This window comes from Variovorax sp. YR752, assembly GCF_943372545.1.
On the sequence record NZ_CALRZC010000029.1, the window covers coordinates 1 to 25,268 of the forward strand.

At 67.5% G+C, this 25,268-nt stretch carries 21 protein-coding genes; 14 read left to right on the forward strand and 7 right to left on the reverse strand.

What is annotated here, in order from left to right:
• Positions 1 to 2,390, reverse strand: a 2,390-nt coding sequence (putA, locus tag AAG801_RS09555; protein ID WP_341888183.1) for a bifunctional proline dehydrogenase/L-glutamate gamma-semialdehyde dehydrogenase PutA, incomplete at its 3' end; no start/stop codon positions are given.
• Between the two features lie 160 nt (positions 2,391 to 2,550).
• Between putA and AAG801_RS09560 the strand changes: the two genes are divergently transcribed.
• Genes AAG801_RS09560 through AAG801_RS09575 form a run of 4 tightly spaced genes read left to right on the forward strand, consistent with a single transcriptional unit; the run spans position 2,551 to position 4,122 of the window.
• A complete protein-coding gene (locus tag AAG801_RS09560) occupies positions 2,551 to 3,156 on the forward strand; it encodes an XRE family transcriptional regulator (protein ID WP_341888184.1) in 606 nt (201 codons plus the stop codon).
• A gap of 2 nt (positions 3,157 to 3,158) precedes the next feature.
• Positions 3,159 to 3,692: a GNAT family N-acetyltransferase gene (locus tag AAG801_RS09565; protein ID WP_341888185.1), complete on the forward strand. Its 534-nt coding sequence runs from the start codon at positions 3,159 to 3,161 to the stop codon at positions 3,690 to 3,692.
• 46 nt (positions 3,693 to 3,738) lie between these two features.
• Positions 3,739 to 3,870: a hypothetical protein gene (locus AAG801_RS09570; RefSeq protein WP_341888186.1), complete on the forward strand. Its 132-nt coding sequence runs from the start codon at positions 3,739 to 3,741 to the stop codon at positions 3,868 to 3,870.
• Between the two features lie 3 nt (positions 3,871 to 3,873).
• Complete coding sequence (locus AAG801_RS09575; protein ID WP_341888218.1) at positions 3,874 to 4,122, forward strand: PaaI family thioesterase; 249 nt, start codon at positions 3,874 to 3,876, stop codon at positions 4,120 to 4,122.
• A gap of 15 nt (positions 4,123 to 4,137) precedes the next feature.
• Here AAG801_RS09575 and AAG801_RS09580 read toward each other — a convergent pair whose 3' ends face one another.
• Positions 4,138 to 5,112 (reverse strand): DMT family transporter, encoded by a 975-nt coding sequence (locus tag AAG801_RS09580; RefSeq protein ID WP_341888187.1) that lies wholly within the window; start codon positions 5,110 to 5,112, stop codon positions 4,138 to 4,140.
• A gap of 141 nt (positions 5,113 to 5,253) precedes the next feature.
• Between AAG801_RS09580 and AAG801_RS09585 the strand changes: the two genes are divergently transcribed.
• The 4 genes from AAG801_RS09585 (at position 5,254) to AAG801_RS09600 (ending at position 12,982) form a co-directional block, all read left to right on the forward strand.
• Positions 5,254 to 6,132, forward strand: a complete 879-nt coding sequence (locus AAG801_RS09585) for a LysR family transcriptional regulator (protein ID WP_341888188.1) — start codon at positions 5,254 to 5,256, stop codon at positions 6,130 to 6,132.
• 69 nt (positions 6,133 to 6,201) lie between these two features.
• The gene (locus AAG801_RS09590) at positions 6,202 to 10,986 is read left to right on the forward strand and encodes a CapA family protein (protein ID WP_341888189.1); all 4,785 of its coding nucleotides are present in this window, start codon (positions 6,202 to 6,204) and stop codon (positions 10,984 to 10,986) included.
• On the forward strand, positions 10,983 to 11,933 hold the full coding sequence (locus AAG801_RS09595) for an alpha/beta fold hydrolase (protein ID WP_341888190.1): 951 nt from the start codon (positions 10,983 to 10,985) through the stop codon (positions 11,931 to 11,933). Before AAG801_RS09590 ends, AAG801_RS09595 begins: the two co-directional genes overlap by 4 nt.
• Entirely contained in the window at positions 11,930 to 12,982 is a 1,053-nt protein-coding gene (locus tag AAG801_RS09600; RefSeq protein ID WP_341888191.1) for an aldose epimerase family protein, read from the forward strand. The genes AAG801_RS09595 and AAG801_RS09600 overlap by 4 nt, the downstream gene beginning before the upstream one ends.
• A 13-nt stretch (positions 12,983 to 12,995) precedes the next feature.
• On the opposite strand, the gene AAG801_RS09605 is transcribed toward AAG801_RS09600, so the two are convergent.
• Positions 12,996 to 13,940 carry an SMP-30/gluconolactonase/LRE family protein gene (locus tag AAG801_RS09605; RefSeq protein ID WP_341888192.1) on the reverse strand — a complete coding sequence of 315 codons (945 nt, stop codon included), beginning with the start codon at positions 13,938 to 13,940 and terminating at the stop codon, positions 12,996 to 12,998.
• A gap of 108 nt (positions 13,941 to 14,048) precedes the next feature.
• On the opposite strand from AAG801_RS09605, the gene AAG801_RS09610 reads away from it, so the two are divergent.
• On the forward strand, positions 14,049 to 14,849 hold the full coding sequence (locus tag AAG801_RS09610) for an SDR family oxidoreductase (protein WP_341888193.1): 801 nt from the start codon (positions 14,049 to 14,051) through the stop codon (positions 14,847 to 14,849).
• Positions 14,850 to 14,980: 131 nt separating this feature from the next.
• Here the strand turns inward: AAG801_RS09610 and AAG801_RS09615 are convergent, their stop codons facing one another.
• The 4 genes from AAG801_RS09615 to AAG801_RS09630 form a co-directional block, all read right to left on the reverse strand.
• On the reverse strand, positions 14,981 to 16,051 hold the full coding sequence (locus AAG801_RS09615; RefSeq protein ID WP_341888194.1) for an Imm72 family immunity protein: 1,071 nt from the start codon (positions 16,049 to 16,051) through the stop codon (positions 14,981 to 14,983).
• 2 nt (positions 16,052 to 16,053) lie between these two features.
• Entirely contained in the window at positions 16,054 to 17,556 is a 1,503-nt protein-coding gene (locus AAG801_RS09620) for a hypothetical protein (protein ID WP_341888195.1), read from the reverse strand.
• Positions 17,553 to 17,738 carry a hypothetical protein gene (locus AAG801_RS09625; RefSeq protein WP_341888196.1) on the reverse strand — a complete coding sequence of 62 codons (186 nt, stop codon included), beginning with the start codon at positions 17,736 to 17,738 and terminating at the stop codon, positions 17,553 to 17,555. Before AAG801_RS09625 ends, AAG801_RS09620 begins: the two co-directional genes overlap by 4 nt.
• Before the next feature lie 133 nt (positions 17,739 to 17,871).
• On the reverse strand, positions 17,872 to 18,831 hold the full coding sequence (locus AAG801_RS09630; RefSeq protein WP_192195051.1) for a LysR family transcriptional regulator: 960 nt from the start codon (positions 18,829 to 18,831) through the stop codon (positions 17,872 to 17,874).
• Positions 18,832 to 18,978: 147 nt separating this feature from the next.
• On the opposite strand from AAG801_RS09630, the gene AAG801_RS09635 reads away from it, so the two are divergent.
• The 5 genes from AAG801_RS09635 to mmsB are packed head-to-tail and all read left to right on the forward strand — an operon-like array spanning position 18,979 to position 25,267.
• The gene (locus tag AAG801_RS09635; RefSeq protein WP_341888197.1) at positions 18,979 to 20,433 is read left to right on the forward strand and encodes an aldehyde dehydrogenase family protein; all 1,455 of its coding nucleotides are present in this window, start codon (positions 18,979 to 18,981) and stop codon (positions 20,431 to 20,433) included.
• A gap of 37 nt (positions 20,434 to 20,470) precedes the next feature.
• Positions 20,471 to 21,436 carry an ABC transporter substrate-binding protein gene (locus AAG801_RS09640; RefSeq protein WP_341888198.1) on the forward strand — a complete coding sequence of 322 codons (966 nt, stop codon included), beginning with the start codon at positions 20,471 to 20,473 and terminating at the stop codon, positions 21,434 to 21,436.
• A 12-nt stretch (positions 21,437 to 21,448) separates the two neighbouring features.
• A complete protein-coding gene (chvE, locus tag AAG801_RS09645) occupies positions 21,449 to 22,519 on the forward strand; it encodes a multiple monosaccharide ABC transporter substrate-binding protein (protein WP_319359231.1) in 1,071 nt (356 codons plus the stop codon).
• A gap of 29 nt (positions 22,520 to 22,548) precedes the next feature.
• Entirely contained in the window at positions 22,549 to 24,075 is a 1,527-nt protein-coding gene (mmsA, locus tag AAG801_RS09650) for a multiple monosaccharide ABC transporter ATP-binding protein (RefSeq protein ID WP_341888219.1), read from the forward strand.
• Positions 24,062 to 25,267: a multiple monosaccharide ABC transporter permease gene (gene mmsB, locus AAG801_RS09655; RefSeq protein ID WP_341888199.1), complete on the forward strand. Its 1,206-nt coding sequence runs from the start codon at positions 24,062 to 24,064 to the stop codon at positions 25,265 to 25,267. Before mmsA ends, mmsB begins: the two co-directional genes overlap by 14 nt.
• The last annotated feature ends 1 nt before the right edge of the window (position 25,268 follow it).

Here is a 25,268-nt window from a genome sequence, read left to right on the forward strand (position 1 = left end):
AGGCGCGCGACCTCGGTCGAGCCCGTGAACATCACGCCCTGCACGCGCGCGTCGCCGACCAGCGCAGCACCGACGGTTTCGCCGCGGCCCGGCAGCAGCTGCACCGCCGCGCGCGGCACGCCGGCCTCCCACAGCACGCGCACCGCTTCGGCGGCGACCAGCGGCGTCTGCTCGGCCGGCTTGGCCAGCACCGGGTTGCCGGCCGCGAGCGCAGCGGCCACCTGGCCGGTGAAGATCGCGAGAGGAAAGTTCCATGGGCTGATGCACACCACCGGCCCGAGCGGGCGGTGCGTGGCATTGGCGAAGTCGGTGCGCGCCTGCGCCGCGTAGTAGCGCAGGAAGTCGACCGCTTCGCGCACCTCGGCGATGGCGTTGGCGCCGCTCTTGCCGGCCTCGCGCATCAACAGGCCGAGCAGGCGCGGCTGCTGTGCTTCCAGCGATGCGGCGGCGCGGTCGAGGGCGGCGGCGCGCTCGGTGGGCGAGGTCGCGGCCCATGCGGCAGCGATGCCTTCGGCCTGTGCGATGGCCGAGGCCACGTCGCCCGGCAGTGCGTCCTGCACCTGCCCGACGAGGTCGCGGCGGTCGGCGGGGTTGCGCACGTCGGCCCAGGTGCGGGCGGCCTCGTCTTCGGCGCGTGGCGCAGCGAGCATCGGCGTGGCGCGCCAGGGTTCGGTCGCGCTGGCCTGCAGCGTGGCGGCGAGCGCGTGCAGCGTGACTTCGCTCGCGAGGTCGAGGCCTTGCGAGTTGGCGCGCTGCGCGCCGTAGAGCGCAGCCGGCAGCGGAATGGCCGCGTGCGGCAAGCCCATCGCGCCTTCCTGCACGGCCATGCGTTCGACCGTCGCGACCGGGTCTTCCACCAGCGTGTCGAGCGGAATCGATGCATCGGCGATGCGGTTCACGAACGAGGTGTTGGCGCCGTTCTCCAGCAGTCGCCGCACCAGGTAGGCCAGCAGCGTCTCGTGCGTGCCCACCGGCGCGTAGATGCGGCAGGGCCGGCCGAGCGGGCTCACCACCTGCTCGTACAGCGGCTCGCCCATGCCGTGCAGGCATTGAAATTCGTACTGGCCCGGCGTGTAGCGCGACGGGTCGGCCATGGTGTAGATCGCGGCCAGCGTGTGGGCGTTGTGCGTGGCGAACTGCGGGTACACCGCATCGGGCGCGTCGAGCAGGCGGCGCGCGCAGGCCAGGTACGACACGTCGGTGTAGGCCTTGCGCGTGTAGACCGGGTAGCCCGCGAGGCCGTCGAGCTGCGCGCGCTTGATCTCGCTGTCCCAGTAGGCGCCTTTCACGAGGCGCACCATGAGCCGGTGGCCGCTGCGGCGCGCGAGGTCGATCACCCAGTCGATCACGAAGGGGCAGCGCTTCTGGTAGCCCTGCACCACGAAGCCGATGCCCTGCCAGCCCGCCAGCGCGGGCTCGAAGCACAGGCGCTCCAGCAGGTCGAGCGACAGCTCGAGCCGGTCGGCCTCTTCGGCATCGATGTTCAGGCCGATGTCGTAGTGCAGCGCCAGCAGCGCCAGGTCGCGCAGCACCGGGTACAGCTCGGCCATCACGCGCGTGTACTGCGCACGGCTGTAGCGCGGGTGCAGCGCCGACAGCTTGATCGAGATGCCCGGCCCGCCGTACACGCCGCGCCCGTTCGAGGCACGGCCGATGGCGTGGATGGCGTCTTCGTAGGCGGCGCGGTAGCGGCGCGCGTCATCGGCCGTGAGCGCGGCCTCACCGAGCATGTCGTACGAATAGCGAAAGCCCTGCGCCTCGAGCGCGCGCGCATGCGCCAGCGCCTGGCCGATGGTTTCGCCGGTGACGAACTGCTCGCCCATCATGCGCATCGCCATGTCGACGCCCTTGCGGATCAGCGGCTCGCCGCCCTTGCCGATCAGCCGCGTGAGCGTGGCCGACAGGCCCGTCTCGCTGTGCGTGGCCACCAGCTTGCCCGTGAGCAGCAGGCCCCAGGTGGCGGCGTTGACGAACACCGACGGGCTGTGGCCCGCGTGCGCCTGCCACTGGCCCTGCGCGATCTTGTCGCGGATGAGCGCGTCGCGCGTGTCGGCATCGGGAATGCGCAGCAGCGCCTCGGCCAGGCACATCAGCGCCACGCCTTCCTGCGACGACAGCGCGTACTCCTGCAGCAGGCCCTGCACGAGGCCGGAGCGACCGCCGCCGTTCTTGCGCTGGCGCAGCTGGTGCGCGATGCGATGGGCGAGGGTGTGGGCTTCGGCGGCCTGGCCGGCGGGCAGCCGGGCCTGGTCGAGCAGCGGTTGCAGTGCCTCGGACTCGGGCGGCCGGCAGGCGGCGGTGATGCGGGTGCGCAGCGCGGACGGCGCGGCGGGGCCATCGGCGAAGGTGGCGAAACGCGAGGGCAGGGGGGCGGAGTCGTTGGCGCTCATGGTGCGTCGGTGGTGGTGATGTGTTGGATGATTTCAGCGATGGGCATGAATATTTCTCCAAAGAACAGTCACTTCGTCGAACAAGTCTCCGATGGCCGCAACGACACGCTTTCATCCAGGGGTTGACTGAGTTTCTATTTAATTGGATATTTCATCCAATATGAAAGAAGAATCAGGTTCAGCCCCCAGCCTCAACGACCGCATCGCCCAGCGTGTGCGCGCCCTGCGCACGGCACGCGATCTCTCGCTCGACGCCCTGGCCACGCACTGCGGCGTCAGCCGCTCGATGATCTCTCTGATCGAGCGCGGCGAGAGCAGTCCGACCGCGGTGCTGCTCGAAAAACTCGCGACCGGCCTCGGTGTGCCGCTGGCCTCGCTGTTCGAGCCCGACGCGCCCACGGCCAGCCCGGTGTCGCGCCGTGCCGACCAGCTCGAATGGCGCGATCCGCATTCGGGCTACCTGCGCCGCAACGTCTCGGCCGGCGGCGACGCCTCGCCGATCCAGATCGTCGAGGTGCTGTTTCCGCCCGGCGCGCGCGTGGCCTACGAAACCGGCGCGCGCGAGCCGCGCATCCACCAGCAGGTGTGGGTGCTCGAAGGCTGCATCGAACTCGCGGTCGGCGACGAGCAGTACCGGCTCGAAACCGGCGACTGCCTGGCGCTCGTGCTCGACCAGCCGACGAGTTATCACAACCCCACCCGCAAGACGGCGCGCTACGCGGTCGTCATCACCAGCGCGCCCGCGCACGCATCGAACAGGAAATGACCATGACTGCTGCCACCACCACCCCGCGCCTGCGCGCCCTGTCCACCGTCAGCGAGGCCGAGCTGAACGCGCTGGCCGACGTGCTCATCGACTGCGTTGAAGGCGGCGCCTCGGTGAGCTTCATGCAGCCGCTCACGCCCGAGCGCGCACGGGCCTTCTGGCGCCACGTGGCCGACGGCGTGGCGCGCGGCGAACGCGAGCTGCTGGTGGCCGAGGACGACGAAGGCATCGTCGGCACCGTGCAGCTGGTGCTGGCGCAGCCCGAGAACCAGCCACACCGCGGCGAGGTCGCGAAGATGCTGGTGCACCGCCGCGCACGCCGGCTCGGCCTGGGCGCACTGCTGATGCAGAGCGCCGAACAGCGCGCGCGCGACCACGGCAAGACCCTGCTGGTGCTCGACACCTCCAGCCCCGAGGCCGAGCGGCTGTACACCCGCTGCGGCTGGCAGCGCGTGGGCACGATCCCCGGCTACGCGCTGCTGCCCGACGGCACGCCGTGCGGCACCACCTACTTCTATCGCGCGCTCGGCGACTGACGGCCGTGCGGTCTACAGTCGACCAGCCCTTTCATTCCGCATCGCCATGAAACACCCCTTCGCCGAACTGATCGACCTGCACTGCGAGCAAGCCACCGCAGGCGCCAGCACCATGACGCTGGTCGTCGCGCCGCAGCACCTGAACCCGCACGAGGTGGTGCACGGCGCGGTGCTCTAGGCGCTGGCCGACACGGGCATGGGCACCGCGCTGTACCCCACGCTCGAGGCCGGCGAGATCTGCGCCACCATCGAGATCAAGATGAACTACTTCAAGCCCGTGTTCGAAGGCAAGGTCGTTTGCAAGACCACGCTGCTCAACCGCGGGCGCACCGTCGCCAACCGGGAGTCGCGGCTGTACGTGGGCGACGTGCTCGTGGGGCATGCGAACGGCAACTACGCGATCTTCCGGCGCAGCCGCGCCGAGGGCTGAGCGCTCGCGCGCCGCTCAGGGCGTGACGCCGCAGGTGCGCTGCCCCGGCACCGGCGCACGGACCGGAGCGACTGGCGCTACTGCCCGCTTCGCCGCCATCACATGCAGCAGCAGCGCTGCCACCACCATCGCCACGCCGACGATCTCGTGCGTGGCGGGCGGCTTGCCCAGCGCCACGCCCATCAGCAGCGTCGACACCGGCACGAAGTTCAGGAAGGCCGTGCCCGTGACCGCGCCGAGGGCGCGCACGCCGTGGTTGAAGGCCAGCACCGCGACCGCCGACGGCACCAGTCCCGCGTACAGCAGCACCTGCCACGACAGGCGCAGCCCCTGCGCGCTGGGCGCGGGTGATGCGCCCAGCGCGGTCATGCCCACCGCCACGGCCAGCAGCAGCGGCCACGAGGCCAGCACCGTGAGCGCGGTGTATTCCACCGTGTCGAGCGTGGGAAAGCGCGCCGCGCCGCGCGTGTAGAAGACCCAGCCCAGCGTGCCGACGAAGGCGATGGCGTCGCCGAACAGCGTGTCGTGCGACAGGGCCGCGCCGCCGGGCGACAGCAGCCCGGCCACCGTCGCCACGCCGGCCAGCGCCAGCGCAGCGGTCAACAAGGTGGTGCGCGTCGGGCGCACGCCGTCGAGCCACCAGCGCAGCAGCTGCGTGGTGATCGGCGTGGTCGCGATCAGCACCGCGCCGTGCGAAGGCTCCGAGTGCGAGAGCCCGATGAACAGCAGGATGCTGAACACGCCGAAGCCCGCAAAGCCGTGCAGCGCCAGCGGCACCGCATGCCGCCGCAGCTTGTGCCAGCCGCCGGCGCCGCGCAGGCCCAGCAGCGCGGCGAACACGAGCGCCGACAGGGTGTAGCGGATGAGCGTGAGCCACACGGGCGCCACGTGGTGCAGCACGCCCTTGCCGACGAGGAACAGGCTGCCCCAGCTGGCGGTGGCGAAGAGCAGGGCCGCAATGCCCGGCAGGCGTGAGGAAGGGGAGGACACGGGAAGACCTTTCAGAAAAACACGGAGTGCGTGGTCTGAAGGATGGGGACGCCGCCCCGCGAAGGCCATTCGTTTCTTTGGACAGGGGCTTCCGAAAAAGCGAACGGACGACCGCGCCGCACGCGCTCACAATCCGCGGTCATGGAGCTGTACCAACTGAAGACCTTCGTCGCCATCGCGAAGGAGGGCAACCTGACCCGCGCGGCCGAGCGCGTGTTCACCAGCGCCCCGGCCGCCAGCGCGCAGCTCAAGGCGCTGGAAGACGAACTCGGCGTGCGCCTGTTCGAGCGCACGCCGCGCGGCATGTCGCCCACCGCGGCCGGCCAGCGCCTGCTCGAAGAGGCCGAGCGCACGCTGGCGTCCGCGATGCGCATGCAGTCGGCCGCCGACCAGCTGCGCGGTGCGGCGCAGGGCGTGGTGCGCTTCGGCACGGTGGTCGATCCGGTGGCGCTGCGGCTGGGCAGCGTGCTGGTCACGCTGGCGCAGCAGCACCCGCAGGTCACGCTGCAACTGAAGCAGGGGCTGTCGTACGAAACCTTGGCGGCCGTGCAGCGCGGCGAACTCGACTGCGCCTATGTGCTCAGCGATGTCGAGCGGCTCGAAGGCTTCGAGCTGCGGCGCCTGGGCGTGGTCGACCTGGCCGTGGGCCTGCCGCTGTCCGTGGCGCAGGCGCACCCCGACCTCACGCTCGACCAGCTCACCGAGCTGACCTGGGTCGGCACGCCGCCTTCGTGCATCCTGCGCGCGCACCTCGAAAAGCTCTTCGCCTCGGCCGGGCGCGACTACCGCCAGGGCGTCACCGCCGACGGCGAGAGCGCCATCCGCAGCATGGTCGCCAGCGGCATGGGCGCGGGCCTGATGCGGCTCGACCAGGCCGAGCAGGGCGAGCGCCAGGGCGAACTGAAGATCTGGAACGGTTGGCGCTCACACACGTGGCTGTGCTGGCTCGCGCCGGCCGGCGGCGAGCGCTCGGCGGCGGTCGAGGCCGTGCGCGGCGCGGTGTTCGACGCCTGGGCCTGACCCGGACCTGACGCGCCCCGGATTTCCGCAGTGGCAGGCCGCGCCGCGGCCTGTCATCATTCGCGGCGCATGACTTACGACCCTGTTGTTCCCCTCACCGATCTGTTGAACCGCGCCAGGCAGGCCCTGGCCACCCCGGACGGGACGTTGCCCCCGGCCGCACCCGCCACCGACGAAGCCGGTTGCGTGGTGTTCCTCGCCATCGGCGAAGGCGAGAGCCGCGCCCGCGTCGTCATGGGCCGCGGCCCCGACACCGAGGCCGCGTGGCAGGCCGCCGCCGAGGCGCTGGCCGTGAAGGCGAAGCGCGCCGAACGGCCCGCGCAGCGGCTGCGCGCGGAGATCGTCGATCGCAGCACGCCGATGACCTGGGGCGAACTGAAGGCGCGGCTGGGGCAGACCAAGCGCAACTACTTCAACGAAGGCATCGCGCTCGACGCGCGCTTCGACACCGCCCTGCTCGCGCAGGAGATGCACGGCAGCGCCGTGCTCTACAACGGCACGGTCGATCACGCGGAGCCCAACAACGGCAACCTGCGCACGCACACCCAGCGCCGCTTCGGCGACGAGCGCGACTTTCCCACCGACGACGCCGCGCCCGTGTGGTGCTTCACCACGCGCGCCGTGTATGTCGATGCCGACGGCGCCTGGCCGCTCACGGCCGAGGGGCAGGCCGCGGGCTTTCGCACGCTCACCGACTGGAACGCACAGCAGGTGCGCGCGCTGGTCGATTCGGCGAGCGACTACCTGGCCGAGCAGGTCAAGCCGACGGGCGAGTTCCACTACGGCTGGTTCCCGTGCTTCGACCGCGCGATTCCCACCTACAACACGCTGCGCCACGCCAGCTCCACCTACGCGATGCTCGAAGGCTGGGAGCTCACGCGCAGCGACGCGCAGAAGGCTGCCATCGATCGCGCGCTGGCCTTCCTGAGCCAGCGGCTGATCCGCCGCGCCACGCTGCCCGACGGCACGCAGGCAGCCTTCCTGGTCGACGTCGGTAACGAAATCAAGCTCGGCGGCAATGCCGTGTGCCTGCTGGCCTTCGTGAAGTACACCGAGCTCACCGGCGATGCGCAGTACCAGCCGCTGATGGAGCAGCTTGCGCTGGGCATCCGCTCCATGCAGGACGCGCAGACCGGCCGCTTCGTGCACGTGCTCAACCACCCGGGGCTCGACGTGAAGGAGCCCTTTCGCATCATCTACTACGACGGCGAAGCGGCCTTCGGTTTGATGCGGTTGTACGGCCTCACGCGCGATGCGCGCTGGCTCGCGGTGGTCGAGAAAGCCTTCGAGCATTTCATTGCGGCGGGCCACTGGCGTGCGCACGATCACTGGCTGAGCTACTGCGTCAACGAGCTCACGCGCTTCAAGCCCGAGACGCGCTACTACCAGTTCGGCCTGCAGAACATGGCGGGCCACCTGGACTTCGTGCTGGAGCGCATCACCACCTTCCCCACGCTGCTCGAGCTGATGATGGCCGCGCGCGAGATGGTGCTGCGGCTCGAAGCCGACCCGGCGCTGCGCCCGCTGCTCGCGGGGCTCGATCGCCACAAGTTCGATCGCGCGCTGGAGCACCGCGCGCGCTACCTCGCCAACGGCCACTTCTGGCCCGAGTTGGCGATGTTCTTTCGCCACCCCGACCGCATCGCGGGCTCGTTCTTCATCAAGCACCACAGCTTCCGCGTGCGCATCGACGACGTGGAGCACTACCTGTCGGGCTACGTGGCCTACCACCGGCTGCTCGAAGCGCGCGAGGCGCAGCAACAGAGCGCGCAGCTCTCGCAAGCTGTGGCCGAGCCGACGGCACCACGCGGCCTTGAAGGCATCGTGCTGTGGGGCGGCGATGTCAATCTGGGCCGCCGGCTGCACTACCGCATGCACGAGCTGGGTGGCCCTGCGCGCATGCTCGGCGACATCCCCGCGCTGCGCGAGGCCGACCTGCGCATCGTGAATCTCGAATGCGTGGTCGCCACCACGGGCGCGCAGGGCGTCGAGAAGAACGAGGGCTGCCCGTACTACTACCGCGCACGGCCCGAGATGCTGTCGGTGCTGACCGAGGCCGGCATCGACATGGTCGCCACCGCCAACAACCACAGCGGCGACTACGGCCCCGAAGCGCTGCTGGAGCAGCACGGGCTGCTCAACGCCGCCGCCATCGCCTTCGCCGGCACCGGGCCCGACCTCGATTCGGCGTTGAGCCCCGCCTTCCGCCAGGCCGGTGGGTTGCGCGTGGCGCTGTTCTCGCTCGACGCCACGCAGCCGAGCTTTGCCGCGACCGCGAAGCTTCCCGGCGCGGCCTGGCTGCCGCTCAGCGACCCGGCCGCCTGGCGCGCCACGCTCGCGCCGCGCATCGCCGCCGCGCGCCGTGAGGCCGACGTGGTGCTGGTGGCCGTGCACTGGGGCAATAACCAGGAGACCGCGCCTTCGCGGGCCGAGATCGCCGTCGGCCATGCCATCGTCGAGGCCGGCGCCGACGCGGTGCTCGGCACCTCGGCCCACCTGCTGCAAGGCATCGAGGTCTACCAAGGCCGGCCGATCCTGCACGACGCAGGCGACCTGCTGTTCGACGCCATCCGCAACGACCTCGGGGATTCCGGCGTGTTCTCGCTGCGCCTCGGGCCGCATGGCGTGGAAGAGGTGGTGTTCACGCCGGTCGGCGTGGGCTTCGGTTTCTCGCGGCAGCGCGAGGGCGAGGCGGCGCAGGCTGCAAGCGCGCGTTTCGCCGGACTCTGCCGTGCGCTCGGCACCGAGATGACGCCGCGGCCCGACGGGCGCTGTGCGCTGCAGCTGTCGCCGCCCGAGCGCACCGCGCCTGCCGGTCGCCCGCCGCTGGTGCCGCTGTCGGCGTCGCGCCCGCCCGCGCTGGTCGGCCCTGTGCTCGCGCCGCGGCCCGAGTGGTCGGTCGATGCGGTACCGGCCGATGCGCAGATGCGCCCGATCCAGATCGGCCCGCTGCGCCTCGTGGGCATCCGTTGCGCACCGACGCAGATCGTCGGGCGACGCCTGCTGTGGGTCGAGTCGTACTGGACCGTCGATGCGCCCGTGAGCGCCGACCTGCGCGTGCAGTTCCGCGCGCTGGCGATGCGCAGCACCACCATGCCGGCCTGGGGCGAGGCCATGGACCACGACCCCTGCGACTGGATGTGGCCCACCAGCCGCTGGACGCCGGGGCGCATCTACCGCGACCGCTACGGCCTGCGCGCGCCGCGCCTGGGCCTGCTCGAGGACGACGTGCTGCAGATCGAAGTGCGCGTGCGCGGCGCGCTGCCCGATCTGCCGTCCGCGCGCCGCCTGCCCGTGTGGTGCGGCCTGCGCCTGAAGGCGCCGACGCCGCTGCCCGAGCGCCGCGCGCCCGTGCTCGCGGCGCTGCGTCCGGGCGCCGCACCGCAGGCATCGCCCGTGTGGACGGCCGACGACCTGCAGCGCGTCACCGGCGGGCAGTGGCTCGTGCCGCCGCCGCCGGGTTGGGTCGCGAACGCCGTGGTGCGCGGGCCGACGCACATGGCACTGCTGCCGAAGCCGGGGCTGTTCATCGCGTCGGACTACCGCACGCTGGCCAGACACGAGAACTACAGCAAGCCGCGCGCCGACAACCCCGATCGCCACGACGACCTGCCCGTGCTGCAGCGCGCGCTCGCGGGCGCCGTGGTCGCGCACCCGGTGGACGGGCTCGATCCGGCCTTTCCGCTGCTGCAGGTGGACGACCCGATCCGCGCCATGATCGACCTGGGCGTGGCCGCGCGTGCGCGCTTCAAGGGGCGCGTGGTGGGCGTGACCGGCACGGTCGGCAAGTCGTCCACCATCGCCATGCTGCGCGACCTGCTGCCCGAGGCGGCGCGCGTGCACACCACCGTCGACAACTACAACTCGCGCGTCGGCGTGCCGGCCGCGCTGGCCAGCCTGCCGGTCGATGCCGACGTGTGCGTGCTCGAGATGGCGCAGAGCGGGTTGTGGATGGACCGCGGGCCGATCTCGCTGATGGCACGGCCGCACGTGGCCATCCTCACCGAACTCGGCCTGTCGCAGACCTACCGCGCGACCACGGTGGAACAGACGGCCGACTACAAGTCGCGCCTCTTCCTCGGGCTGGAGCCTGGCGGCGTGGCCATCGTGCCCGACCACATTCCCTGCCTGATGCAGGTGGTGCAGGCGGCCGCGCGCACGGCGGGCGCCATCTGGGTCGTGGGCAGCGGGCCCGACGCCAACATCCGCATCGTCGACACCCGGCCCGAGCCCGACGGCGGTTGCCGCGTGCGCATTGCGCTGCCGGGTCGCACGGTCGAGTACCTGTTCCCGATCGCGAGCGAGGGACTGGTGCGCAATTCGGCGCTGGCCTTTGCTGCGCTGCTGGCGCTGGGCTTCGACGCCGAGGCCGCATGCGCGCGCATGCCTTTCGTGCGCCTGCCGGCCTCGGTGATGCAGCTGCGCCCGCTGCGCACGCAGGGCGGCGTGCAGGCCACGCTCATCGACGACAGCTGGAGCGCCGAGGTCATGTCGATGCGCAACGCGATGGAGTTCGTGCGCACCTGCGAGCGCGCCGCGCACGGGCCGGTGACGCGCAAGATCGGCGTGCTCGGGCGCATCGTCAACCTCGACAAGGACGCCGAGGCGATGCACCGCAGCCTCGCCGCGCCGCTGCTCGCGTCGGGCATCGCGCACCTCGTGACGCACGGTGCCGAGATGCGCTGGCTGCGCGAGGAAGTGCCAGCCGAACTGCTCGGCCCGCACTTCGAAGACGCCGCGCAGCTCACCGGCTACCTCGGCGACTTCCTGCGCGACGGCGACCTGGTGCTGGTGAAGGGCGACCGCCTGGCGTCCGACTTCGGCCTCATTCCCGAGCTGCTGCAAAAGCTATGAAACCACGCGCACGCCTGGCCTGCCTGTTGCTGGTGCTCATGCAGACGGCGTGCGCGCAGCGCGCCGATGCGCCGAGGGTGTCAGCGCCGCGCGAGCCCTCGGCCTCCGCGTCGGCCGAGGGCGCGCTGCTGCACTGGAACCAGCCCGCCGTGCGCGCCAACTGCCCCGACCGTCCCGGCTTCCTCTGGGTGCAGGCGGTCGAAGGGCCGTCGTGCATCCGCTACTTTGCGAGCCGCGACATCGACGATGCGCGCATCGCCATCGTGCAGTTCTCGGGCGACCGCGACAGCCTGATGAACCAGTCGCCCACGCGCATTCCCGGCAACACCGAACCGCTGCGCACGCTCGACGCGCAGGCCGCGAGCGACCGCGCCGGCATGCCGTGGATCTTCATGGCGCGGCCCGGCACCTACGGCTCGTCGGGCGACCATCGTCGGCGGCGCGAGGCGGTGGAGTTCCATGCGCTCGATGCGGCGCTCGAGGCGCTGATGCAGCGCCACCGGCTGCAGCGCGTGGTGATCGTCGGGCACAGCGGCGGCGCCACGGCCGGCGCCGCGCTGCTCACGCTCGGGCGCACGCGCGTGGCCTGCGCGGTGCTCACCTCGGGCGCGTTCGACCTGCTGGAGCGCGCGCGGCGGCTCGGCCGCTCGAAGGACGGCCGCACCGACACCACGGGCAGCACGCAGGTCTACGACCCGCTGGACCATGTGGCCGGCATCCCGCGCGACCCGCAGCGGCGCATCGTGCTGATCGGCAACCCCGACGACCGCAACACGCCGTTCGTGCTGCAGCAGCGCTTTGCCGATGCGGTGGGCAAGGCGGGCCACCGCGTCGAAGTGATGACGCATGCGGCCGAGCCGCCGACCTTTCACGACCTGAAAGACCGCATCGGCCTGCGCACCGCATCGCAGTGCGCGCGCGAGGCGTTGCAATCTCAAGCCCGATGACCCAGCCACTCACTTCGCGCCCCTTCGGCCTCATGCCCGACGGCCGTCCCGTCACTGAATACACGCTCGACAACGGCCATGGCCTGCGGCTGAGCGCCATCAATCTCGGCGGCATCGTCACCGCGCTGCACGTGCCCGACCGGCAGGGGCGCAGCGCCAACGTCGTGCTGGGTTTGCCGTCGCTCGATGACTACCTCAAGCCGCATCCGCACTTCGGCACCATCGTCGGCCGCTATGCGAACCGCATCGCCGCGGGCCGCTTCACGCTCGATGGCACTGCTCACCAGCTGGGCCTGAACGACGGCGTGAACACGCTGCACGGCGGCGCCACGGGGTTCGGCAAGCGCTACTGGGAGATCGTGCCGGTGCCTCATGAACTCGCCCTCGAACTGCGCTACACCAGCGCCGACGGCGAAGAGGGCTATCCAGGCGAAGTACAGCTGACGGTGCGCTACACGCTGAGCGCCACGGCCAACACCTGGCGCATCGACTACCGCGCCACCACCGACCGGCCGACGGTGCTCAACCTGAGCCACCACGACTACTTCAATCTCGCCGGCAGCGGCTCGGTGATGGACCATGTGCTCACGCTTCCCGCGAGCCGCTACTGCCCGGTGGATGCCACGCTCATTCCGCTCGGGCTGGGCGAGGTGGCTGGAACGCCCTTCGATTTCCGCACGCCGACGCGCATCGGCGAGCGCATCCGCGAAGGGCACGAGCAGTTGCTGCGCGCGCATGGCTACGACCACAACTGGGTGCTTGATCGCAGCGGCACGGGGCTTTCGCTTGCTGCGCGTCTCGCGCACGAGGACTCGGGCCGCGTGATGGACGTGCACACCAGCGAGCCCGGCGTGCAGTTCTATTCGGGCAACTTCCTCGACGGCAGCCTGCTCGGCGGCGCGGGCGCGAGCCTGCGCCAGGGCGACGGCCTGTGCCTGGAGACGCAGCACTTTCCCGATGCGCCGAACCGGCCGGAATTTGCGTCGACCGTGCTGCGCCCCGGCGAGGTGTTCGCCAGCACGACCGAGCACCGCTTCAGCGTTTGCTGAAGCGCGCGCCGTCTCAGCCTGCAAACAACGCTGCCGGCACGCCCGGGCTGTCGATGCGCACAGCAAAGAGCCCACCGGCCAGCGGCTCGCTCTTCAGTTGTTCTTCGGTGCGGCTGTTGCGCGCCGTCGTGATGTAGAGCGTCTGCATGTCCGCGCCGCCGAAGGCGCAATCGGTCACGTTGCTTGCGGGCAGCGCAATGCGGCACAGCTCGGCGGCGCTCACCGGGTCGTGGCAGGTGACGCACGACCCGTCCCAGTGCGCGATCCACAGCCGGCCGGCCGCGTCGGTGGTCATGCCGTCGGGCAGGCCGTCGCCCTTCGGGAAGCGGTGCCACACGCGCTTGTTCGACACGCTGCCGGCCTCCATGTCGAAGTCGTACGCGTACAGCAGGTTGATCGCCGTGTTGTTGAAGTACATGGTGCGGCCGTCGCCCGACCACGTCGGCCCGTTGGTCACCTCGAAGCCGTCGTCGTGGCGCGTGCAGTGGCCGTCGGCGTCGAAGCGGTAGAGCGCGCCGGTGGGCGCCTTGCAATCGAAGTCCATGCTGCCGGCCCAGAAGCGGCCGCGGCTGTCGCACTTGCCGTCGTTGAAGCGGTTGCCGGTGCGCTCGGGTTCGGGCTGGTGCAGGTAGCGCGGCTTCGTGGTGTCGCCGGGGGCGGTGGTGTCGAACAGCGCGAAGCCGCGGCGCAGCGTGAGGAACAGGCCCGGCGCGGACGCGCGCTCGGCAATCGCGGTGATCTCTTCGTCGAAGTGCCAGGTGCGCTGCGCGCCCGTGGCCGGGTCGTAGCGGAAGAGGCGCGGCTGAAGGATGTCGATCCAGTACAGCGCCTGCTCGCGCACCGACCACAGCGTGCCTTCGCCGAGATCGGCGGCGGCGGGCCAGAGGCATTCGGGCGTGCCGAGCACGCGAGGGGCCGCGAGCGGCGAAGAAGGGGCGCTTGTCTCTTGCATGGTCATTTGTTCTTTCTGAATGTCATGTCGCCTTGACGCGGCGGATCGTATCAAGGCATATTGATAACTGAAATCGAAAATATCGGCATCGATTGATATTTGTTTTGCAATGTCATGAGATGCACCCTGGAGACCTTTTCCTTGAATTCCCCTCAGCTTTCCATCCATCCCAGCCTCAAGAACCGCACCGTGTTCGTCACCGGCGGCGGCAGCGGCATCGGCGCGGCCATCGTCGCTGCTTTTGCGGCGCAGGGCGCGCGCGTGGCCTTCGTCGACATTGCAGAAGGTGCCAGCGCGGCGCTCGCCGCGCAGATCACCGAGGCCGGCCACGCCGCGCCGTGGTGGCGCGCCTGCGACGTGCGCGACATCGGCGCGCTGCAGCGAGCCATGGCCGACGCGGCCGCCGAACTCGGCGACTTCGCGGTGCTGGTCAACAACGTGGCCAGCGACGATCGCCACACGCTCGAATCGGTCACGCCCGACTACTACGACAACCGCATGGCCATCAACGAGCGGCCCGCGCTGTTCGCGATCCAGTCGGTGGTGCCGGGCATGAAGCGCCTGGGCTTCGGCTCGGTGGTCAACCTCGGCTCCACGGGCTGGCAGACCAAGGGCTCGGGCTACCCCTGCTACGCGATCGCCAAGTCGTCGGTGAACGGCCTCACGCGCGGGCTCGCCGTGGAGCTGGGCCGCGACCGCATCCGCATCAACACCGTGTCGCCCGGCTGGGTGATGACCGAGCGGCAGGTGAAGCTGTGGCTCGACGACGAGGGCGAGAAGGCGCTGCACCGCAACCAGTGCCTGCCCGACAAGCTGATGCCGGAAGACATTGCGCGCATGGTGCTGTTTCTCGCATCGGACGACGCGAAGATGTGCACGGCGCAGGAGTTCACGGTCGACGCGGGCTGGACTTGATTCGCGTGTGGGACTGTCCGCGTACCTGACTCCTCGAATGGGGCTGTTCGCGGGCCAAGAATGCCAATTTCATTTCTTTGAGTCACCTGCTTGGGAATGAGGTGTGTGCCTGCCTGCGGCAGGCCGCCTCATCATTCCTTCTGCAAATACCAAACCACGGAGCCGCTCTGCGTGCTCGCCGGACCGGGCATGGGCTGACCGCGTTCGACGTGCTCGATGCGGTTGTTCAGGCGAGGGGCTTGCCAGTTGCCCGTCTGGGGACAGGGGTCGCCGGCGAAGGCTGCCAGTGCTGCAGGAGGGTGTTGCTCTGCAGAGGCTTCAATGTCGTAGTGCGCTTCTTCTGCCGGCACGGTTCCGTCGAGATAGCGGCGGTCTTCCCATAGCAGGCGCCAACGCACGGGTACGAGTTCGTTGATGCCTTCAGGCTGGTATTGATGGGCTGTTTGGCCTTTGAGGAAGTAGTTGGGGCAGCCGACCCCGCCAGTGAAGAACCAGGGTTCGTAGATGCCATCCCGCAGAATTTCCTGGCCACTGACGATCTGGCCTTCATTGGATTCGTTCTTGGGCGGGCAAGGGGGCAATACCGCTGGAAAGACGCGGCCCGGAGGCCAATTGGACCAGCCAGGTGAAGGTGACTCTTGAAACAGGGACTCGTAGGTCCAGTGCGTGAAGACTCGACCGCCTCCGTCCGCACGCACCCCGTAATTCAGTCTGTACATGAAGCCAAGGTTTGCGGTGCATTTGAGCGTCTTGATACGCAGGTTGGCTTCCCAGCACGATCTGACAAATCCGGTCTCCGGCTTTGGATCTTGACTCGTAGGTCTGAGGATGCCCAGGGCGATGAAAAATGGATCGAAGTCCAATCCCCACTCCTCGGCACCTCTGCCGAAAAGAGGAAACTCCTCGCTTCCTGCAACGATAGCTCTGCACGCGGCTTCTTTGCCAGTTCCCGTCTTTAGCGCATCGACGCCCTGTTCCAGTTCGACAAGGCGAGGCAAGAAGGTATGGATGTATGTTTCTTCCAGCCACTTCTGGTTGGGCCACGGCGTATCCAACTGCTTTTCATACGCATCCAAGAACAAGCGATACATCCCGACTGCCTGATTGATGAAAGTCAGGCTGGTCCATTTCTTAAGTAGATGAAACGCCTTGGCACGTGACTCCGCCTCCTGTTCAAGCGTCATGGTCTTCGGTGAGAGCATTCTCATTGGGCCTCCTCGTTTGCTTGCTTTCCTGTGATAGCTGTCCCGCGCAATGCATAACCCTCAAGCCGAATCTTGGCTGAGCGCTCGCGCTCGGCCAGCATCAAAGCCTGCGCCTGCTTTTGATTGGGCAACTGCACGTCCATCCAGTGCGTACGTGTAACGCGAACTTTTTTTTCGATCCATTCGCGAACCGGCGCGTTGTATGCGTGATCGAAATCCACGAAAAGCTGAATATCTCCACCAGGCAAAAGGCGCATGGTGGCCTCTGCAGAGGTTCCTTCGTCATCCAATCGCTCTGCAATTTTTCCACGCCAAACTCGCATGCCTTCCCAGTCGGCAGGGGCGGAAATTCCAGCTTCAAGCATTTCTTTTGCTGTGGGGACTTTTATCTCGACATAACTGCCGTTTTTGTTCCACTTGTGCTTGACTGCACATTCAGTGCGCCACGTTGTGCCATTGGAGGGAAGGTGCGTGGTCCAGAAGCGGCCCGGAATAGTCCAAGGCTTTCCCAACTCAGCGGTGTCGACAACGCGGATCATGACGGTGCCGGGGCTTTGTGTGATGGCTTCGATCGAGGCTTTGACGCTGAAACTAGGAATCGGGGGGCCGCGATCGAATTTTGGATCTCGCAAATCTGTCCAATGGTCCTTATGTACGTAGTGCGCTTCGCTCGCTGCCGTATGTCCCAAGCTCGCTCCCATATCCCGAGCTAGCTCTGTCAATCGAGCCTCCTCCGTCATCACGCGAGTGCCGCTGGTGCCAACGGTGATATGGGTCCACGTCCCGTCGATCAGGTGCTGGCGCAACTGATTGAGAAGTTCGTTCAGGTCCTTGATGGCTTGCACCAGTTTGTGCGCACCCAGTGGCCTTAGAACTTCGAGCTTTGACGGAAACGTCCGCAGATGCATCAAAACGGCTGCAGGCAGCATCGCGCTCATGTTTTTGGCGATGAACTGAACGGCACTGCCGATGCGCGTGAGCAATTCGTGAAAACCTTTGATCACCAGATCCTGGTATTTGGAAAAGTCCAGTGCCTTGAGCCAAGCAACTGGGTCGCCGTGGCCCATCTTGCGTACGAAGGCCATGATTTCCTGTGCGAGCTTGACCAGGTCCTCTGACTTCTCGGCAGCTCGAATGAGCAGTTTCCCCACGCCTTTGAGAAGGCCGCCCAGAACTGGTACCACCGCCAGAAGACATAGGAGCAGCGAAATCCATTCCCACTTGTTGTCGCGTGCCTTGGAGTCATCGCACAGCCGCAAGGTGATCGCAATGGAATCGCGTGCAGCGGTGATTTCGCCTGCGATGGGGAACATGCTGATGACGGCGTCGGTAATGATCTGTCCGATTGTTCGCTTCTGAGTGAACTCTCCCCCCAGCATTCCGGCATTCCACTTCATGGCTTGCCAGTGGAGATTGGCAGTCGCTTTGAGGGACGATTTAGCGTGTTGCCAAACGAGATCGCCGACCTCCAGTACCGCTTGCTTGGCTTCCGCGGCGGTCATTGGTTGTCTCCGCGTACCTTGGCCATGGAGGCGTGCATATCCGCATCGGTCCAACCATCCTTGTAAGCCGGACTACAGAGTTTTTCGCGGCCTGACAGCCGCACGGGCTTCAGCGCAAGCAGTCCAAGAAAAAGAGGAATCGCGGGAGATTGAACCGACAGCGTGCGCGAAGCATTCGACATAGGGCGACCTGTGTGACAACAAAAAGTCGCCGCAGTCTTGACGCAATGCCGCGCCAACACTGCAAACAATGGTCATCCCGCACCGAGGTGCGCAGCAAACTATCGATAAGCGTGAAAAAGCGGCACCGCCCGTTCAGTCCATCTCGAGTTTGCGTCCGTAGACGCTCATGCTCGCCGTCTTCAGCGCCTTCATCATCACCTTCGCGGCCGGCGACAGCAGCCGGTCGGTGCGCGTGATGATGCCGAACTGGTCCATGTGACAGGGCATGTCCAGCGGCAGCAGCGACACGATGCCGTGCGCCGCGTAGTAGCGCGCCACGTCGCTCGCCAGCACCGCGACCATGTCGCTCTGCTGCAGCATGCGCGTGATGAACAGCAGCGCGGGGCTCTCGATGATGTTGGCGGGCGGCGCCAGGCCTTCCTCCTGGAACATCAGCTCGAAGCGGTGGCGCAGCACGCTGCCCGCGGGCGGCACGATCCAGCCGGCGCCCACCACGTCGCGCAGCGTGAGGCCGCTCACGCCGAGCAGCGGATGGCCGGGGCGCACCAGCGCGCACACCGGTTCTTCGGCCAGGGCCTCATAGCGCAGCTGTGATTTGTCGTGCTCGGCGAACAGCCGCGCCACCAGGATGTCGAGCTTGCCCTGCGCGAGGCGCTCCATCAGCACCGCGCTGGTCTCGATCTCGAGCGACACGCGCAGGTCGGGCTGCTCGCGCTTGACCATCGCCACGGCCGGCGGCATCAGCGTGAGGCCCGGCGCGGTGATGGCGCCCACGTTCACCTGACCGAAGCGCCCCGCCTTGAGAGCGGTGAGTTCGTCGTGCGCCTGGTTCAGGCTGGCCAGCGCCACGCGGGCGTGGCGGATCATGGTTTCGCCGTACCAGGTCGGGCGCATGCCGCGCGGCAACCGGTCGAACAGCGGCACCTCGAGCACGTCTTCCAGGTCCTTCAGCAACTTGGAGGCCGCGGGCTGCGTCATGTTGAGCACCTGCGCCGCGCGGTGGATGTTGCCTTCCTCGGCCAGCGCCACCAGCAACAGCAGCTGCCGGGTCTTGAGGCGGGCGCGAATGAACCAGTGGTTGTAGGTGTTCATGAAGAAGGTGCGAACGAAGGTCTGACGGGGTTTTCCAGAATCCACCGATTGATATGCATTTTGTCTAAAAAACGATTGGATCGATATCGAAATCGTTTCTAGACTTCCGCCCCAGACCCACAACAACAGAGACAAGGCAACGCCACGGTGATCCACGGCGAGCTTCGGCAGAGCGTGCGCCAGTACATCAACGGCCGCTGGGAAACCAGCGCGACCACGGGTGTCAGCGTCAATCCTTCCGACACCAGCGAGGTGGTGGCCGAGTACGCACGTGCCGACCGGCGCCAGGTCGAGCTGGCGATCCGCGCGGCCAACGAGGCTTTCATGCACTGGAGCCACAGCACGCCGCAGCGGCGCGCCGACGTGCTCGACCGCATCGGCGCCGAGCTGCTCGCACGCAAGGACGACCTGGGCCTGCTGCTGGCGCGCGAGGTCGGCAAGACGCTGCCCGAGGCCGTGGCCGAGGTGGCGCGCGCGGGCCAGATCTTCAAGTTCTTCGCGGGCGAAGCCTTGCGCGGCGGTGGCGGCGAGAACGTGGCCTCGGTGCGCGCCGGCGTGCAGGTCGACGTGACGCGCGAACCGGTCGGCGTGGTGGGCCTCATCACGCCGTGGAACACGCCCTTCGCGGTGCCGGCCTCGAAGATTGCCGCGGCGCTGGCGCATGGCAACAGCGTGGTCTTCAAGCCGGCCGAGCTGGTGCCGGCCTGCGGCTGGGCGCTCACCGACATCATCAGCCGCGCCACGCTGCCGGCGGGTGTGTTCAACCTCGTGATGGGCAGCGGGCGCGAAGCGGGCCAGGCGCTGGTCGACAGCGCGCTCGTCGATGCGCTGAGCTTCACCGGCTCGGCCGCCAATGGCGAACGCGTGCTGCAGGCGGCCGCCGCACGGCGCGCCAAGGTGCAGCTGGAGATGGGCGGCAAGAACGCGCTCGTCGTGCTGGCCGATGCCGACCTCGACCGCGCCGTCGACTGCGCGGTGCAGGGCGCCTACTTTTCCAACGGCCAGCGCTGCACGGCATCGAGCCGGCTCATCGTCGAGGCCGCCGTGCACGACGCCTTCGTGGCGAAGCTGCGCCAGCGATTGAAGACGCTGAAGATCGGCCACGCGCTGGAGCGCGACATCGACATCGGCCCCGTGGCCGATGCAGAGCGGCTGGCGCAGAACCTCGCGTGGATCGACATCGCGCGCGAAGAGGGGGCAGAGCACGTGTGGGGCGGCGACGCACTGCAGCGCGCCACCGCCGGCCACTACATGAGCCCTGCGCTCTTCCTGGCCAGGCCCGAGCACCGCATCGCGCGCGAAGAGATCTTCGGGCCGCTGGCCTGCGTGCTGCGCGCCGGCGATTACGACGAAGCGCTCGCGCTGTGCAACGACACGCCCTTCGGCCTGTGCGCGGGCATCTGCACCAACTCGCTGAAGCACGCGATGCATTTCAGACGCCATGCCGTGGTCGGCATGACGATGGTCAATCTGCCGACCGCGGGGGTGGACTTTCATGCGCCCTTCGGCGGCCGCAAAGGGTCGGGCTACGGGCCGCGCGAACAAGGGCGCCACGCCGCGGAGTTCTACACGACGGTCAAGACCGGCTACATGCTGGCCTGACCGAACTCATCACAGACTCATCAAGAAGGAGACAACCATGACCATGAATCGCCGCACCCTCAACACCGCCCTGGCCGCTGCCGCGCTCGGCGGGCTGCTGCCCGCTTCCGCCTTCGCGCAGAAGAAACTCGTGCTCGGCTTCGCGCAGGTGGGCGCCGAGAGCGAATGGCGCACGGCCAACACCGAGTCGATCAAGTCGTCGGCCAAGGAGGCGGGCATCGAGCTGAAGTTCTCCGACGCGCAGCAGAAGCAGGAAAACCAGATCAAGGCCATCCGCTCGTACATTGCGCAGAAGGTCGACGTGATCGCGTTCTCGCCCGTGGTCGAGTCGGGCTGGGAAACCGTGCTGCGCGAAGCCAAGGCCGCGAAGATTCCGGTCGTGCTGACCGACCGCTCCGTGAGCACCAAGGACGACTCGCTCTACGTGACCTTCATGGGCTCCGACTTCACCGAAGAAGGCCGCAAGGCCGGTCGCTGGCTCGTCGAGAAGATGAAGGACCAGAAGGGTGAGGTCAACATCGTCGAGCTGCAGGGCACCGTGGGCTCGGCACCGGCCATCGACCGCAAGAAGGGCTTCGAGGAGATCATCAAGGCCGACCCGAAGTTCAAGATCACCCGCTCGCAGACCGGCGACTTCACGCGCGCCAAGGGCAAGGAGGTGATGGAAGCCTTCCTCAAGGCCGAGGGCAAGAAGATCAACGTGCTCTACGCGCACAACGACGACATGGCCATCGGCGCCATCCAGGCGATCGAAGAGGCGGGCATGAAGCCCGCGAAGGACATCACCATCATCTCGATCGACGGGGTGAAGGGCGCGTTCGAAGCCATGATCGCCGGCAAGCTCAACGTGTCGGTGGAATGCAGCCCGCTGCTCGGGCCGCAGCTCATGCAGGCGGTGAAAGACATCAAGGCCGGCAAGCCGCTGCCCAAGCGCATCGTGACCGAAGAGGGAATCTTCCCGATGGAAGTCGCAGCCAAAGAATTCCCAAACCGCAAGTACTGAGAGCCGACCGACATGAAACGCAACTTCCTCAAAGCCTCGCTCGCGGGCCTCGCCTTTGCCGTCGTCGGCTTCACGCCGCTGGCCCATGCGCAGGACAAGGGCCTCATCGCCATCTCGATGCCCACCAAGTCGTCGGCCCGCTGGATCGCCGACGGCGCGAACATGGTCAAGTACTTCAAGGACAAGGGCTACAAGACCGACCTGCAGTACGCCGACGACGACATTCCGAACCAGCTCGCGCAGATCGAGAACATGGTGACGAAGGGCTCGAAGGTGCTGGTCATTGCCGCCATCGACGGCACCACGCTCTCCGACGTGCTGCAGAAGGCCGCTGACAAGGGCGTGAAGGTCATCGCGTACGACCGGCTCATCAAGGGCTCGAAGAACGTCGACTACTACGCCACCTTCGACAACTTCCAGGTCGGCGTGCTGCAGGCGCAATCGATCGAAGCGGCGCTGGGTTTGAAGAGCGGCAAGGGCCCGTTCAACATCGAACTCTTCGGCGGCTCGCCCGACGACAACAACGCCTTCTTCTTCTACAACGGCGCGATGTCGGTGCTCAAGCCCTACATCGACAGCGGCAAGCTGGTGGTGCGCAGCAAGCAGATGGGCATGGACAAGGTCGGCACGCTGCGCTGGGACGGCGCGGTGGCGCAGGCGCGCATGGACAACCTGCTGTCGGCCTACTACACGAAGAACCGCGTCGATGCGGTGCTGTCGCCGTACGACGGCCTGTCGATCGGCATCCTCTCGTCGCTCAAGGGCGTGGGCTACGGCTCGGGCTCGCAGCCGATGCCGGTGGTGTCGGGGCAGGACGCCGAGATTCCGTCGGTCAAGTCGATCCTGCGCAAGGAGCAAAGCTCCACCGTGTTCAAGGACACGCGCGAACTCGCCAAGGTGACGGTGGCGATGGCCGACGCCATGCTCTCGGGCAAGACGCCCGAGGTGAACGACACCAAGACCTACAACAACGGCATCAAGGTCGTGCCCTCGTACCTGCTCAAGCCGGTGAGCGTGGACGGCTCCAACTGGAAGCAGGTGCTGGTGGACAGCGGCTACTACAAGGAAAGCCAGGTCAAGTGAGCCACGCTGGCGAGCGCACGATCCTCGAGATGCGCGGGATCACCAAGACGTTTCCCGGGGTGAAGGCCCTGAGCAACGTCAACCTCGCCGTGCGCGCGGGGGAGATCCACGCGGTGGTCGGCGAGAACGGCGCGGGCAAGTCGACGCTCATGAAGGTGCTGAGCGGCGTCTACCCGTGCGACTCGTACACCGGCGAGATCCATTTCGAGGGCGAGCTGCGCCGCTTCAAGACGATTGCCGACAGCGAGAAGCTCGGCATCATCATCATTCACCAGGAGCTGGCGCTGGTGCCGCTGCTCTCGATTGCCGAGAACCTGTTTCTGGGCAACGAGATCGCCACGGGCGGCGTGATCGACTGGTTCGCCGCCTATGCGAAGACGCGCGAGCTGCTCGCCAAGGTGGGCCTGAAGGAGCTGCCCACCACGCTCGTGACCGACCTGGGCGTGGGCAAGCAGCAGCTGGTGGAAATCGCCAAGGCGCTTGCGAAAGAGGTGAAGCTGCTGATCCTCGACGAGCCCACCGCGAGCCTCAATGAGAACGACAGTGATGCGTTGCTGATGCTGCTGCTCGAACTGAAGCGGCAGGGCATCGCCTCGATCCTCATCTCGCACAAGCTCAACGAGATCGCCAAGGTGGCCGACGCGATCACCGTGCTGCGCGACGGCGCGACGGTGGAGACGATGGACTGCGCAAAGCAGGCGATCAGCGAAGACCGCATCATCCGCGGCATGGTGGGCCGCGACATGGAACACCGCTATCCGCAGCGCTCGCCGAAGATCGGCGAGACGGTGCTGGAGGTGCGCGACTGGCGCGTGCACCACGCGCTGCACGCCGACCGCGAGCAGATCAAGGGCGTGAACCTGCAGGTGCGCCAGGGCGAGATCGTCGGCATCGCGGGCCTCATGGGCGCGGGCCGCACCGAACTGGCGATGAGCGTGTTCGGCAAGTCGTACGGGCAGCGCATCAGCGGTTCGGTGCTCATGCACGGCAAGCCCGTGGACGTGAGCACCGTGCGCAAGGCCATCGACCACGGCATCGCCTACGTCACCGAAGACCGCAAGGGCCTCGGGCTGGTGCTGGAAGAAGGCATCCGCAAGAACATCAGCCTCGCGAACCTCGATGCGATTTCCGAACGCACGGTGATCGACGACGGCCGCGAGTTCAAGGTCGCCAACGACTACAAGAAGGCGCTGAACATCCGTTGCTCGGGCGTCGAGCAGCTGGTGGTCAACCTGTCGGGCGGCAACCAGCAGAAGGTGGTGCTGAGCAAGTGGCTCTTCACGAAACCCGAGCTGCTGATATTGGATGAACCCACGCGCGGCATCGACGTGGGCGCCAAGTACGAGATCTACACCATCATCGACCAGCTCGCGAGCGAGGGCAAAGGCATTCTCATGATCTCTTCCGAACTGCCGGAGTTGCTCGGCATGTGCGACCGCATCTACGTGATGAACGAGGGGCGCTTCGTGGCCGAGTTCACGGCGGTCGAGGCGTCGCAGGAGCGCATCATGCATGCGATCGTCAGCGCAGGGAGCAGTGTCCATGTCGCCGCCTGAAGCCAACGCGGTGCAGGGCGCCGCCCCCGTGGCACCGAAGCTCCACGTGGGCTTCCTGAAGAACAACCTGCGCGAATACGGCATGCTGATCTCGCTGGTCGCGATCATGGTGCTGTTCCAGGTGCTGACCGACGGCACGCTGCTGCGGCCGCTCAACCTCACCAACCTGCTGCTGCAGAACAGCTACGTCGTCATCATGGCGCTGGGCATGCTGCTGGTGATCGTGGCGGGGCACATCGACCTGTCGGTGGGTTCGGTCTGCGGCTTCATCGGCGCGCTCGCGGCGGTGTTGATGGTGGAGTACGAATGGCACTTCGTGCCGACGGCGCTCATCAGCATCGCGGCCGGTGCCGTCATCGGTGCGGCGCAGGGCTGGTTCGTCGCGTTCCGAAAGATCCCGTCGTTCATCGTCACGCTCGCGGGCATGCTGGTGTTCAAGGGGCTCACGCTGGCGCTGCTCGCCGGGCAATCGGTGGGGCCGTTTCCGGTGGAGTTCCAGCGCCTGAGTTCGGGCTTCATTCCCGATCCGCTGGGCGGCGACACGGTGCGCACCACCTCGCTGGTCGTGGGCGCGCTCGCGGCTGCGGCGCTGGTGTTCTTCAAGCTGCGCGGGCGCGCCAAGCTCAAGGCGCACGGCATGGAGCAGGAGCCTTATGCCTTCTTCCTCGTGAAGAACCTGTTCTTCGCGGCGATCATTCTTTTCTTCAGCTACCTGCTCTCCACCTACAAGGGCCTGCCCAATGTGCTGGTGGTGATGGCGGTGCTGATCGTGGTGTACGACTTCGTCACCAACCGCACCACCATCGGCCGGCGCATCTACGCGCTCGGCGGCAACGAGAAAGCGGCGCGGCTCTCGGGCGTGAAGACGCAACGGCTCGCGTTCCTCACTTTCGTGAACATGGGTGCGCTGGCCGCACTCGCGGGCCTCGTGTTCGCGGCGCGCCTGAACACGGCCACGCCCAAGGCGGGCCTGGGTTTCGAACTCGACGTGATTGCCGCCTGCTTCATCGGCGGCGCCTCGGCTTCGGGCGGCGTGGGCCGGGTGATGGGCGCGGTGATCGGCGCCTTCATCATGGGCGTGATGAACAACGGCATGTCGATCCTCGGGATCGGCATCGACTACCAGCAGGTCATCAAGGGGCTGGTGCTGTTGGCGGCGGTGTTCATCGACGTCTACAACAAGAACAAGTGAA

Bases quoted from the DNA above. Each gene is read 5' to 3' on its own strand.
- AAG801_RS09600 (WP_341888191.1), top strand. From the start codon at position 11,930: ATGACCCAGCCACTCACTTCGCGCCCCTTCGGCCTCATGCCCGACGGC.
- AAG801_RS09605 (WP_341888192.1), bottom strand. From the start codon at position 13,940: ATGACCATGCAAGAGACAAGCGCCCCTTCTTCGCCGCTCGCGGCCCCT.
- AAG801_RS09625 (WP_341888196.1), bottom strand. From the start codon at position 17,738: ATGTCGAATGCTTCGCGCACGCTGTCGGTTCAATCTCCCGCGATTCCT.
- AAG801_RS09590 (WP_341888189.1), top strand. From the start codon at position 6,202: ATGACTTACGACCCTGTTGTTCCCCTCACCGATCTGTTGAACCGCGCC.
- AAG801_RS09585 (WP_341888188.1), top strand. From the start codon at position 5,254: ATGGAGCTGTACCAACTGAAGACCTTCGTCGCCATCGCGAAGGAGGGC.
- AAG801_RS09595 (WP_341888190.1), top strand. From the start codon at position 10,983: ATGAAACCACGCGCACGCCTGGCCTGCCTGTTGCTGGTGCTCATGCAG.
- AAG801_RS09640 (WP_341888198.1), top strand. From the start codon at position 20,471: ATGACCATGAATCGCCGCACCCTCAACACCGCCCTGGCCGCTGCCGCG.
- AAG801_RS09620 (WP_341888195.1), bottom strand. From the start codon at position 17,556: ATGACCGCCGCGGAAGCCAAGCAAGCGGTACTGGAGGTCGGCGATCTC.
- mmsA (WP_341888219.1), top strand. From the start codon at position 22,549: ATGCGCGGGATCACCAAGACGTTTCCCGGGGTGAAGGCCCTGAGCAAC.
- mmsB (WP_341888199.1), top strand. From the start codon at position 24,062: ATGTCGCCGCCTGAAGCCAACGCGGTGCAGGGCGCCGCCCCCGTGGCA.
- chvE (WP_319359231.1), top strand. From the start codon at position 21,449: ATGAAACGCAACTTCCTCAAAGCCTCGCTCGCGGGCCTCGCCTTTGCC.
- AAG801_RS09615 (WP_341888194.1), bottom strand. From the start codon at position 16,051: ATGCTCTCACCGAAGACCATGACGCTTGAACAGGAGGCGGAGTCACGT.
- AAG801_RS09565 (WP_341888185.1), top strand. From the start codon at position 3,159: ATGACTGCTGCCACCACCACCCCGCGCCTGCGCGCCCTGTCCACCGTC.
- AAG801_RS09570 (WP_341888186.1), top strand. From the start codon at position 3,739: ATGAAACACCCCTTCGCCGAACTGATCGACCTGCACTGCGAGCAAGCC.
- AAG801_RS09560 (WP_341888184.1), top strand. From the start codon at position 2,551: ATGAAAGAAGAATCAGGTTCAGCCCCCAGCCTCAACGACCGCATCGCC.
- AAG801_RS09630 (WP_192195051.1), bottom strand. From the start codon at position 18,831: ATGAACACCTACAACCACTGGTTCATTCGCGCCCGCCTCAAGACCCGG.
- AAG801_RS09610 (WP_341888193.1), top strand. From the start codon at position 14,049: ATGAGATGCACCCTGGAGACCTTTTCCTTGAATTCCCCTCAGCTTTCC.